This is a genomic window from Rathayibacter sp. VKM Ac-2856 (assembly GCF_013205055.1).
Classification (GTDB): Bacteria; Actinomycetota; Actinomycetes; order Actinomycetales; family Microbacteriaceae; genus Rathayibacter.
Map to the genome: position 1 here is coordinate 596,958 of NZ_JABMLF010000002.1, position 12,360 is coordinate 609,317.

A 12,360-nucleotide genomic window follows, 5' to 3' on the forward strand; every position below is an offset into this window, starting at 1 on the left:
CGGCACGCGGCGTATCGAGACCCACGCGCCTGCACACGTGGATCTCGATACGTCCGCTGCGCGGACTACTCGATCAGCATGAGTCGTCCGCTCCGCGGACCGGTCGATCAGCATGAAGGCGTCCGCCTCGCGTACAGGTCGATCAGCGTGGAGGCGTCCGCTCCACGGACCGGTCGATCAGCACGGGTCGACCACCCCCGTCCGCCGAGCGGCCGCGGCCCCACCACGCTGGTCGAGCAGCCGCGGCACGCGGCCCCACCATGCTGGTCGAGTAGCCGCGGGACGCGGCGTATCGAGACCCACCCGCCTGCACACGCGGATCTCGATATGCCCGCTGCGCGGGCCACTCGATCAGCATGGATGGGCCGCCCCGCCGACCCCGGGCACGAGGAAACACCCCCGGCACGCAGAAACGCGCAGATCCGGCGAGCCGAACGACGTTTCACGAGCCGAAGCTGCCGCGCCGAGACCTCCGGCACGTGGAAACACCTCCGGCTCGTCGAATCCGTGGAATTCGACGAGCCGGGGGTCGTTTCGCGAGCCGGAGGTGCGGCCGGAGGGTCAGCTGCCGGAGGGGGCGTCCGAGTCCTCGGGGGTGGGGGTGTCGCTCGGGGCGGCGGGGGTCGAACCGTCGTCGGGAGCGCCACCGGCGGCGGGCCCGGCTCCGGGGCTCGCAGGGCCGGCGGGGGCCGCACCGGCCGCCGGGGGCGCGGGCGGGGTCGGCGTGGATCCGTCGGCCGGGGGCGTCAGGAGCTCGCAGTCGCCCGAGGGCGCGACGGGCGGGGCGGGCGGTGTCACGGTCTCGCCGTCCGCGGGCGGGGCGGGCGGAGTCGCGCCATCGGTGGGAGCGGCCGGCGGAGTCGGCAGCTCACCATCGGCAGGAGCGGCCGGAGGCGTGGGCGCCTCACCGTCAGCGGGTGCGGCCGGCGGAGTCGGCGCCTCACCGTCAGCGGGTGCGGCCGGCGGAGTCGGCAGCTCACCGTCGGCAGGCGCAGCGGGCGGAGTCGGCGCCTCTCCGTCAGCCGGAGCAGCGGGAGGCGTGGGCAGCTCACCATCGGCAGGCGCGGCCGGCGGAGTCGGCAGCTCACCATCGGCAGGCGCAGCGGGCGGAGTCGGTGCCTCACCATCAGCAGGCGCAGCCGGCGGCGTCGGCATCGCGCCGTCCGCGCCGGGAGCCGGGGGCTTGGGCAGTCCGGCACCCGCGGGTCCGCAGGCGGCGGGGCCGGTGGAGGCCGGTCCGGTGAGGGTCGGCGCGTCGCTGGAGTCCGAGCCCGGGGTCGGCGTTGCACTCGGCGACGTCTCGATCGTGCTCGTCGAGCCCGAGCCCGAGGTCGAGCCGGATCCGGATGTGGGCGCCGAGTCGGCGAAGGCGGCGGTCGAGCCGATCGCCGCGAAGCCGAGGGCGCCGGCCGCGATGCAGAGGGCGATCGCGCGGGTCCGCGGGCGGCGGGGACCGAAGCCGGAGCCCTGGGTCCCGGGGGTGCGGGTGGCGGGGGTCTTGCTCATGGGAGTCTCCTCGTTCCGGCCCGGTGCCGACCCCGTTCGGGAGCGGTTGCGGCCGGTTCCTTCTCAGATTCAGAGCCGAATCTGAAGCGGCCCTTAAGAACAGAAGCTCCCCAGCCGAGTGGCGGTCGACGCCGATCCGGGCCCCCTACGGTCGGAGCATGCTCCCCTCTGCCCGCGTGCTCCTCGTCGAGGACGACGACGCCATCCGCTCCTCCGTCGAGGCCGCCCTCCGCGGCGAGCGCTACACCGTGCGCGCCCTGCCGACCGGCGAGGACCTCGCCCGCGAGCTCGCCGACTTCGCGCCCGACCTGGTCGTGCTCGACTGGATGCTGCCGGGACCGAGCGGCATCGTGCTCGCCGAGCGGATCCGGCGCTCGAGCGACGCCGCCGTGATCATGCTGACCGCCCGCGACGCCGTCGACGACCGCCTCCGCGGCTTCGACGAGGGCGTCGACGACTACGTGGTGAAGCCGTTCGTGCTGGCCGAGCTCGTCGCCCGGGTGACCGCGGTGCTCCGGCGGCGCGGCCGCGTCCCCTCGATCATCGAGATCGGCGATCTGGTCGTCGATCCCGACGCCGGCCGCGCCCGCCGCGGCGGCGAGCCCCTCGACCTCACCGCCACCGAGTTCCGCCTGCTGGCGTTCCTCGCGGGCAGCCGCGGCCGCACCCTCACCAAGACGCAGATCCTCACCCAGGTCTGGGGTTACGACCACGTCGACCCCAATCTCGTCGAGGTGCACCTCAGCTCGCTCCGCAAGAAGATGGAGGCGCACGGCGACCGCCTCATCCACACCGTCCGCGGCCTGGGCTACCGGGTGGAGGCATGAGCGGCGCGACCGGCACGAGCGGCGGTCCGGCGGCGGGCGCCCCCACCGCCCCCACCGCCCCGGCCGCCCCGCTCCGCACCGGCTCCCTCCGCCTCCGCACGGTCCTCGCCGTGCTCGCGCTGCTCGCCGTGCTGCTGCTGGCGCTGTCCGCGACCGTGCAGGTCGTGCTCGGCGAGCGCCTGCGCGACCAGATCGAGGAGCGCCTGGCCGACCGCGCCTCGGCCGCCGCCGCCCTCGTCGGCACGATCGCCGACGACGAGCTCGCCTCGCGGCTCTCGGCGCAGGGCGTCGCGGTGCGGATCCAGAGCCCCGACGGCGAGGAGGTCGTCGCCGGTCCGAGCCCCGAGCAGCTGCGCCAGGGCCCCGGGGCGGCCGACCAGCTGGGCGAGCCGCCGAGCCCGCCCGGCGCGTCCTCCGCCGCCGCCCCGGTGCCCCGCGACGCGACCGTCACCGTCGCCTCGAGCAGCGTCTCGAGCGACGACCAGCTGATCACGCTGCGCTCCACCCTCAGCGACGGCACGCAGCTGACCCTCACCAGCGAGGCCGGCTCGGTCGGCTCGACCCTCGCCTCGCTCAACGGGATCCTGCTCGGCGCCTCGGCCGCGTTCCTCCTGCTCGCCGCCGGCGCTCTGGTGCTGGTGGTCCGCGCGACGCTGCGCCCCCTCGAGCGGATGACGACCGTCGCCCGCTCGATCGCGCACGGCGACCGCGGCCGGCGCCTGCGCCCCTCGCGGCCGGGCACCGAGCTCGGGCGCACCGCGACCGCGTTCGACGAGATGCTCGACGACCTCGAGCAGGCGGAGCAGTCCGCCCTCGCGGCCGAGCGCCGGATGCGCGCCTTCGTCTCGGATGCGGCGCACGAGCTGCGCACCCCGGTCGCGGGCATCCAGGCCGCGGCCGACGCGCTGGTCCGGGCCGACGGCACCGAGGAGGAGCGCGAGCGGCTGTCGGTGCACGTGGTGCGTGAATCGCTGCGGGCCGGCCGGCTCATCCAGGACATGCTCCTGATGGCGCGGCTGGACGAGGGCCTCGCCCTCGACGCCCGGCCGCTGGATGCGGGGGCGGTCGCGGCCGCGGCGATCGAGCGGCAGCTCCTGCGCGACTCCGGCCCCGAGATCGTGCTGCACCGCGACGCCGACGCGCCGCCCGTGCACGCCGACGCCGACCGGCTCGGCCAGATCGTCGGCAACCTGCTCGAGAACGCCGCCCGCTTCGCCCGCTCCCGGATCGACGTGACGCTCGCGCACGCGGACGGCCGGGTCACCGTGACCGTCGACGACGACGGCCCGGGCGTCCCGGAGGCCGACCGCGACCGCGTCTTCGACCGCCTCGTGCGCCTCGACGACGCCCGCAACCGCGCGGACGGCGGCTCGGGGCTCGGCCTCCCCATCGCCCGCGGCCTCGCGCGCGCCCTCGGCGGCGACCTCGTCTGCCTGCCCGGAGCGGCCGGAGCGCGCTTCCGGGTGCTCCTGCCGACCGCCTCCGCCGCGGCTTCGCTGATCGAGTAGCCCGCGCAGCGGGCGTATCGAGATCCACCGCTGTCCGACGTCGGGTCTGCAGGCCCGCTGTACAGGCCGTGGTGGGTCTCGATACGCCCCTGCGGGGCTACTCGACCAGCAAGAGGTCGCCCTGCGGGGCTACTCGACCAGCATGCAGGACGTCCTCCCGCACCTCCCGCGTGAGAACACGCACAGCACATCCGGCGAATGCGCAAGTACGTGTTCAGGGGACCCCTCCCGCGCGACGATGGGCGGGATGGACACGATCGACGAGCGGAGCGACCGGGCGCAGTCCGTCGTCCGACGCGACTTCGGCGTCGAGCTGGTCGCCCTCGAGCCCGTGATCGGCGGCCTCGACCACGGCGCCCAGGTCTGGTTCGCGACCGACGACGCGGGCGCCCCGTGGAGCGTCAAGGCGAGCCGCCGCGACGGCCGCTTCGGACTCGCGCTCGCGTCCGCTCTCGGCGACGCCCAGCGCAACGGGGTCGCCGCACCGCACCGCGCCCGCGACGGCCGCCCGTGGACCGAGGACTCCGGCCTCCTCGTCTCGCTCGCCCCGTGGATCGTCGGCGAGGACGCGGTCGACGCCGGCGAGGACGCGCTGCCGTGGGAGGAGTTCGGTGCCGTCCTGCGCGGCGTGCACGACTCCGCCCCGCCCGCCGACGCCGTCCCGCCGCGCCGCGGGATCCGCCGCGCCCAGCGCCCGCCCGCCGAGCTGCTCGCCGAGATCGACCAGCACCTGGACCCCGAGCTCCGCGACCGCCTGCACGCCCTCGCCCGCGCCGAGCGCCGCCTCAAGCGCGCGCGCACCCCGGCCGCCCGTGTCCCCGTGCACGGCGACCCGCACCCCGGCAACGTCGTCATCGACGAGCACGGCAGTCCCTGGCTGATCGACTTCGACGAGGCGACCGTCGCCCCACGCGAGGTCGACCTGCTCCTGATCGAGCTCGGCGTGATCTTCGCCCGCCCGATCACCGACGCCCAGCGCCGCGCCTTCCGGGCCGGCTACGGCGAGACCCTGATCGACGACGAGCGGATCGCCCGCTTCGGCTGCGTCCGCGCGGTCGAGGACGTCACGTCCACGGTCCTCCGCTCGCTCGATCCGGCCCAGGAGGAGGAGCAGCGCGAGCTCCTCGCCGGCCAGATCGGCCCCCACGGCCTGGTCTCGCTCGTCGAGACCGCCCTCGACCGGCTCGGGCAGCCGGCCGCCTAGACCCACCCCGCGCCACAGCACCACCTGCACCCCGCACGCACCACCGCACACCGCAGCACAGCATCCACAGCACCCACAGCACCCACAGCAGAAGGACCCTCATGCGCAGACGACTCCTCCCCCTCGCCGCCCTCGCGGCCTCCACCCTCGCCCTCACCGCCTGCAGCGGCTTCGGCGGCGGCGGCGGCTCCTCGGCCGACGGGGACTCGATCACCTTCACCACCTGGGCCAGCGAGGCGGAGCAGGCGGCCTTCGAGTCGCTGATCACCGACTTCGAGGCCGCGAACGACGGCGCGAGCGTCGAGCTCAACGTCGTCCCCTACGACCAGATGTTCAGCAACATCGACGCGCAGCTGAGCTCGGGCGAGGCGCCCGACGTGTTCCGCGTCGACTACGGCAACCTCGGCGTCTACTCCAGCCAGGGCCAGCTCCTCGACGTCAGCGACAGCATCCCCGAGTTCGACTCGTTCACCCCCGCGTTCCAGGAGGCCGTGTCGTTCGAGGGCACCCCCTACGGCGTCCCGCACCAGACCGACGTCTCCGCGCTGCTGGTCAACACCGAGCTCCTCGCCGCCGCCGGCGTCACCGACATCCCGACCACGGCCGCCGACGCCTGGACCTGGGAGGAGTTCGCCGACGTCTCCGCGAAGCTGCGGGCCTCGCTCCCCGCCGAGCAGTACCCGTTCGCCGCCAACTGGCAGCTCGGCGGCACCCCGCGCTGGCTGAGCTGGCTCTTCGAGGCCGACGGCACCCTGCTCGAGGAGGACGGCACCACGCCCGCCATCGACTCCGAGGCCGGCGCCAAGGCGCTCGACTTCACCAAGAGCTTCTTCGAGAACAGCTGGGTCCCGCCGACCAGCTCGGTCAAGTCCGCCACCTACGCCGACGCGTTCTTCACCGAGCAGAGCGTCGCGATGGCCTTCGCCGGCTCGTTCCTCGTCCCCGACATCGACAACCTGGCCGACTTCGAGTGGACCGCCACCCCGATGCCCGTCGACCAGCGCGGCGCGACCGACCTCGGCGGCAACGCCCTCGTCGCCACCGCCGAGACCGACAACGCCGAGCTCGCGACCGAGTTCCTCGCCTTCATGACCGAGGCCGAGAACATGGCCGAGTTCTGCGCGGCCACCAACGAGCTGCCCACCCGCTCCGACATCGACCCCGCCTCGATCGACTTCGCCGTGCGCGCCGACGTCATGCCGGTCTTCGTCGAGCAGGCCACCACGATCACCCCGCGCGACGTGCAGCAGCTCACCTCCCCGTTCCTCGCCCAGATCTCGGTCGCGATGCAGGACCAGCTCGAGGAGGCGTTCGTCGGCGGACGCAGCACCGAGGAGACGCTGTCCGGCCTGAACGACGCGATCGCGCAGGCCACGAGCTGATGACCGCCGTCCCCCTCCGCGGGTCGCCGCCGCGCCGGCGCCGCACCGCGCGCACCCGCGAGGCGCTGGCGGGTCTGGGCTTCGTGGGCCCGAACCTGCTGCTGATGGCGCTGTTCCTGTTCGTGCCGATCCTCTGGGCGATCCAGCTGTCGTTCCAGGAGTCGCGCGGATTCGGCACCCCGGAGTGGGTCGGTCTCGACAACTACCTGCGGATGGGCGCGGACCCGGTCTTCTGGCAGAGCCTGGGCAACACGCTGCTCTTCACCGCGGTGACGGTGCCGCTCGAGCTGCTCGGCGGACTCGGGCTGGCGGTGCTGCTCAACTCGGTGCTGCCGGCCCGAGGGATCTTCCGCACGATCATCGTGCTGCCGCTGGTGATCTCCGGAGTCGCCTCCGGCATGATCGCGGTCACGATCTTCAGCGAGTCCTCCGGCATCGTCAACAAGGTGCTCTCGTCGCTCGGAGCCTCGCCCGTCTCCTGGCAGTCCGACGGCACCGCGGCGATGATCTCGGTGATGCTCACCGCGGTCTGGCTGCGGATCGGCTTCAACATGGTGATCTACATCGCCGGCCTCCAGGGCGTCTCGCCCGAGCTCTACGAGGCGGCGCGGATCGACGGCGCGACCCGCTGGCAGCAGTTCCGCGCGCTGACGGTGCCGCTGGTCGGCCCGTCGACGTTCTTCCTGCTGATCATGAACGTGATCGCCTCGTTCCAGGTCTTCGACATCGTCTTCGTGATGACCGGCGGCGGGCCGGGCTTCTCGACCTCCGTGCTCGGCACCTACGCCTACCGCAACGGCTTCCAGGTCCGCGAGCAGGGCTACGGCGCCGCGCTCGGAGTCGTCATCCTCCTCGTCTCCCTCGCCTTCACCTACCTGCAGTGGCGCACGAGCCGCACCCGCGACCTCGTCGAATAGGAGCCTCCTGTGACGTCCTCCACCCTCACCACGCCCGCCGCCGTCGCGGCCGCGACCGTCCGCGACGCGCCCAAGCGCCGCCGCTCCGGCCGCGACGGCACGCGCACGGGCCTCGTCCTGCGCATCCTCGTCGCCGTGATCGCCTCCGCGATCGTCTTCTTCCCGCTCTACTGGATGCTCGTCATCGCGTTCTCGCCGCGCGGCGAGGTCTTCTCCCCCGGTCCGCCCCGGTTCTGGCCGAGCGAGATCTCGCTGGAGAACTTCGCGACCGTCTTCGCCCGCTTCCCGGTCGGCGAGTGGTTCGTCAACTCCGTCGTCGTCGGCGCCTTCGTCACCGCGTTCACGGTCGTGCTCAACCTGCTGGCCGGCTGGGGCTTCGCTCGGCTGCGCTTCCCGGGCCGCAACCTGCTGTTCCTCCTGGCGCTGGCGACCATGATGATCCCGGTGCAGGCGATCATGGTCGCCCAGTTCAAGCTCGTCACCGGGCTGCAGATCTACGGCACCTACTGGTCGGTGATCCTGCCCGGAGCGGCGGCCGCGTTCGGCATCTTCCTCGCCCGGCAGTTCTTCCTGTCGATCCCGGAGGAGCTGATCGAGGCCGCGCGGATCGACGGGGCCGGCCACCTGCGGGTGTTCCTGCAGATCGTCCTGCCGCTGAGCAAGCCGCTCGTCGCGGTGCTGATCCTGCTGACGCTGCTGGGCAGCTGGAACGACTTCGCCTGGCCGCTGATCGCGCTGAAGGACAACGAGCTGTTCACGCTGCCGATCGGGCTGCTCTACCTCAAGGGCCAGTCGACGCCGGACTACTCGGCGAGCATGGCGCTCGCACTGGTGTCGGTGCTGCCGATGGTGCTGCTGTTCCTCGCGTTCCAGCGCTACTTCGTCCAGGGCTTCGCCCGCAGCGGCATCCGCTGAGCGGGGGGCACTCGACCAGCACGGCGCCGAACGCGGGCGTTCGCCCACCCATGCTGATCCAGCAAGGGTGGGCGCCATCCATGCTGATCGAGTAGCCCGCGGAGCGGGCGTATCGAGATCCACCACCGTCAGAACGCGAGTCTGCAGACCCGCCCTGCTGGTGATGGCGGGTCTCGACACGCCCCTCCGGGGCTACCCGACCAGCAAGGGAATCGCCCGCCCATGCTGATACAGCAAGGGGGTCGCCATCCATGCTGATCGAGTAGCCCGCGGAGCGGGCGTATCGAGATCCACCACCGTCAGAACGCGAGTCTGCAGACCCGCCCTGCTGGTGATGGCGGGTCTCGACACGCCCCTCCGGGGCTGCCCGACCAGCAAGACCGCCGCTGCCCGGCGGCACCGGCGGACCGTCGCCGGGCTCTCGGCCCGCCGCCTAGTCTGAGAGCGTCCGCCGCACGAACGAGGAGACCTGGGTGAACGTCCGCGAGCTGCTCAGCCACCCGGAGCTGCAGCTCACCCTGGTGAGCGGCGACGACGTGCAGCTGGCTCGCGCGATCTCGGGCACCTACACGATCGACCTCCCGGATCCCGGCCGCTTCCTCTCCCCCGGAGATGTCGTGCTGACCAGCGCACTCTGGACCTCGGGCCGCGAGAGCGTCGAGCGCTTCGTCGGCGGGGTCGCCGACCGCGGCGTCGTGGCCATCGTCGTGGGCCTGATCGCGGTCGGCTCGCTGCCTGCGGGCATGCCCGAGGTCTGCCGCCGGCACGGGATCGCCCTGCTGACCGTCGCCCCGGACGTGTCGTTCAAGACCATCGCGCAGACCGTCGCCGGAGTGATCGCGCAGGCCGATCTCCCCACGCTCGGCCGCGAGGCCCGGTTCGCCCGGCGCCTGCTCGCCGACCCCGCCTCCGGCGAGGGCGTGCAGGTCGCGCTGCGCGCCTTCTTCGAGGAGTTCGCGCACGGCAGCTGGGCCGTCGACCGCGCCGGCACCCTGGTCGCCTCGGCCGGCGGACTGCCCACGGCCGCCGACTACGGCGCCGCCTGGGAGGCCTCGCTGTCCTCGCCCGACAGCCGCTGGGAGGTCACCGAGCACGGCCGCTCGCTCTCCCGCCGCGCCCTCTTCTCCGCCGCCGGCGAGCGGCTCGGGGTGCTCGTCGTCACCGGCGATCAGCGCGGCTGGTCGGACGAGACCGCGGACGGCGTCGAGCTGCTCGCCGGCGCGGTCGCCGGGCGGCTCGACCTGGCCCGCCAGCGCGAGCGCGCGTCGGCCGCACCGCTGCTCGACCTGCTCCGGGCGCTCCTGCACGACGAGCTGCCCGAGTCCGAGACCGCTGTCCGGCTGCGGATGCTCGGCGCACGCCTCGGGGCACCGCTCCGGGTGGTCGTCGCGCGCTCCGACGACCCGTCCCTGCCGCCGGAGGCGCTGCTGCTGCCGTTGCGCGCGGCCGCCGAGCGGGAGCACGCGCTGGCTCTCGGCGCGGTGCTGGACGGCGCCGCCGTGCTGCTGCTCGGTGACCCCGCGGACGAGAGGTCGTCGCCCGGGCCGGCACGGCGCTCCGCGGTGGAGGCGGCACCGTGGCTGCTGCACGAGCGCCGGATCGCGATCGGCCTGGGCGACGCGTCCCGCACCGTGTCACAGCTGGGAGTGTCGCTGCTCGCCGCCCGCGAGCGGGTCGGCGGCGGCGCACCGGGCGAGAGCCTCGCGATCGTCGAGCACACAGTGCCGGTCTCGAGCGACGCGCTGCTCGAGCTGGTCGCGCCGCGCACCCGCGCGGCCTTCGCGCTCGCCGTCCTCGGGCCGCTTGTCCAGTACGACGACGAGCACCGGAGCGACATGGTCGAGACCCTGCGCGTGTTCCTCGAGAGCGGCGGCTCCTGGCGCCAGGCCGCCGACCGCCTGCATCTGCACGCGAGCACGCTCCGCTACCGGATGCAGCGGATCGAGGCGCTGACCGGCCGCGACCTGTCCGCCATGGCCGACCGCGTCGACCTGCACCTGGCGCTGCGCTTCCTCTGAGCCGGCCGGCCCGCGGAGCCGACTCGCGCCGCACGTCACCATCTGCGCCACCTGACCGTTCCGCGTCACAGTGCGCTTCCACTGCCATCTCTCCTCTCCCGTGCCACATCTTCGACGCCCGGGAATCCGGGGTGCGAGCATTCGTGATTCGCGCTTTCCCCGTTGTCAAGGAGCCCCCCGTGCACCGTCGTCCCGCCTCCCTCCGCCCGCGCCGCTGCGCCGGCACGCCGTTCACCGTCGCCGCCTCCCTCGCCCTGACCGTCGGCGTGCTCGGCTCCGCCACGGCCGCGCACGCCGCCGTGGCGCCGTCGGCCTCCGCGACGCCGACCGCGAGCGCGACCGCCGAGAGCGCGGGTATGGCGGCGACCGCCCGCGGCGAGCTCGTCCTCAAGGCCGGAGAGAAGCCGACGATCGGCACCGAGGTGAAGTGGACCATCACCATCACGAACACCGGCGGCGCCCCCCTCAACAACGTCGCCATAAGTTCCATCGGGCCCGGCCGCCGCCTGGAACCCGGCCAGGCCCTCGAGCTCGTCGAGTCGACCACCCTCGGCCAGAAGGAACTCGCGGACGGGTTCGCCTCCTTCAGTAAGCGCTACTTCGCAACGGCACTCGACGGCGGAGACAGCGCCGATGCCATCGGCCGACTCGACCTCCCCACGGCGACGGCCACGCCTACAGGCACGCCGACATCGACCGCGACGCCCACCGCGACGCCGTCCGTCCCCGCGACCCGGCCCGCGACCACGACACCCGCACCCACCCCGACCCTCACCCCGACGTCGAAGGCCGAGCGACCGTCCCTGAAGGCGACCGCCCGCGGCAGCCTCGTCCTCAAGCCCGGCGAGACCCCGAAGGTCGGCACCGAGGTGACATGGATCGTCACCGTCACCAACACCGGCGACGTCTCCGTCCACGAGATCGCCAACGAGGCCACCGGCGACCTCATCAGCCTCGAGCCCGGCGAGACCGGCCAGCTGACCGCCTCCACCACCCTCACCCAGGCCGACCTCACCCGCGGATACGCCCTCCTCACCGTCCCCGTCGCCGGAACGACCATCGCCGGCGCAGACGTCGAAGCACCCCTCTCCGCCCGACTCGACCTCCCCACCACCCCCGCCACACCGACGGGCACGCCCACCTCGACGCCGACCGGGACGGCCACCCCGACCGGGACGGCGACGCCGACCGGCACGCCCACCTCGACGCCGAAAGCCGAGCGCCCGTCGCTCAAGGCCACGGCCGTGGGCAATCTCGTCCTCAAGCCCGGCGAGACCCCGAAGGTCGGCACCGAGGTGACGTGGAACGTCACCGTCACCAACACCGGCGACGTCTCCGTCCGGCAGATCGCCAACGAAGTCATCGGCGACCTCATCAGCCTCGAGCCCGGCGAGACCGGCCAGCTGACCGCCTCCACCACCCTCACCCAGGCCGACCTCACCCGCGGATACGCCCTCCTCACCGTCCCCGTCGCCGGAACGACCACCGCCGGCGCAGACATCGAAGCACCCCTCTCCGCCCGACTCGACCTCCCCACCACCCCCGCCACACCGACGGGCACGCCCACCTCGACGCCGACCGGCACGGCCACCCCGACCGGGACGGCGACGCCGACCGGCACGCCCACCTCGACGCCGAAAGCCGAGCGCCCGTCGCTCAAGGCCACGGCCGTGGGCAATCTCGTCCTCAAGCCCGGCGAGACCCCGAAAGTCGGCACCGAGGTGACATGGAACGTCACCGTCACCAACACCGGCGACGTCTCCGTCCGGCAGATCGCCAACGAAGTCATCGGCGACCTCATCAGCCTCGAGCCCGGCGAGACCGGCCAGCTGACCGCCTCCACCACCCTCACCCAGGCCGACCTCACCCGCGGATACGCCCTCCTCACCGTCCCCGTCGCCGGAACGACCACCGCCGGCGCAGACATCGAAGCACCCCTCTCCGCCCGACTCGACCTCCCCACCACCACACCCACGGGCACGCCCACCTCGACCGCCACCCCGACAGGCACGCCCACCTCGACCGCCACCCCGACAGGCACGCCCACCTCGACCGCCACCCCGACAGGCACGCCCACCTCGAC

8 protein-coding genes and 1 pseudogene are annotated in these 12,360 nt (G+C 73.5%); 8 read left to right on the forward strand and 1 reads right to left on the reverse strand.

From position 1 onward, the window contains the following. Positions 1 to 561: 561 nt before the first annotated feature. Positions 562 to 1,506 carry a hypothetical protein gene (locus tag HQQ82_RS09710; protein ID WP_173232805.1) on the reverse strand — a complete coding sequence of 315 codons (945 nt, stop codon included), beginning with the start codon at positions 1,504 to 1,506 and terminating at the stop codon, positions 562 to 564. Positions 1,507 to 1,664: 158 nt separating this feature from the next. Here HQQ82_RS09710 and HQQ82_RS09715 point away from each other — a divergent pair, with 158 nt between their 5' ends. From HQQ82_RS09715 to HQQ82_RS20330, 8 genes and pseudogenes are all read left to right on the forward strand, one after another. Then, complete coding sequence (locus HQQ82_RS09715; RefSeq protein WP_173232806.1) at positions 1,665 to 2,333, forward strand: response regulator transcription factor; 669 nt, start codon at positions 1,665 to 1,667, stop codon at positions 2,331 to 2,333. After that, entirely contained in the window at positions 2,330 to 3,841 is a 1,512-nt protein-coding gene (locus tag HQQ82_RS09720) for a HAMP domain-containing sensor histidine kinase (RefSeq protein WP_173232807.1), read from the forward strand. Before HQQ82_RS09715 ends, HQQ82_RS09720 begins: the two co-directional genes overlap by 4 nt. A gap of 247 nt (positions 3,842 to 4,088) precedes the next feature. Continuing rightward, positions 4,089 to 5,045, forward strand: a complete 957-nt coding sequence (locus HQQ82_RS09725) for a phosphotransferase enzyme family protein (RefSeq protein ID WP_173232808.1) — start codon at positions 4,089 to 4,091, stop codon at positions 5,043 to 5,045. A 101-nt stretch (positions 5,046 to 5,146) separates the two neighbouring features. Continuing rightward, complete coding sequence (locus HQQ82_RS09730) at positions 5,147 to 6,427, forward strand: sugar ABC transporter substrate-binding protein (protein WP_173232809.1); 1,281 nt, start codon at positions 5,147 to 5,149, stop codon at positions 6,425 to 6,427. After that, positions 6,427 to 7,344 carry a carbohydrate ABC transporter permease gene (locus HQQ82_RS09735; protein ID WP_173232810.1) on the forward strand — a complete coding sequence of 306 codons (918 nt, stop codon included), beginning with the start codon at positions 6,427 to 6,429 and terminating at the stop codon, positions 7,342 to 7,344. The genes HQQ82_RS09730 and HQQ82_RS09735 overlap by 1 nt, the downstream gene beginning before the upstream one ends. A 9-nt stretch (positions 7,345 to 7,353) precedes the next feature. Beyond that, positions 7,354 to 8,259, forward strand: coding sequence for a carbohydrate ABC transporter permease (locus tag HQQ82_RS09740; protein WP_367947899.1), 906 nt, complete (start codon positions 7,354 to 7,356; stop codon positions 8,257 to 8,259). 473 nt (positions 8,260 to 8,732) lie between these two features. Continuing rightward, on the forward strand, positions 8,733 to 10,277 hold the full coding sequence (locus HQQ82_RS09745; protein ID WP_173232811.1) for a PucR family transcriptional regulator: 1,545 nt from the start codon (positions 8,733 to 8,735) through the stop codon (positions 10,275 to 10,277). Between the two features lie 179 nt (positions 10,278 to 10,456). Beyond that, positions 10,457 to 12,360: pseudogene (locus tag HQQ82_RS20330) on the forward strand (hypothetical protein); the annotation flags it as partial.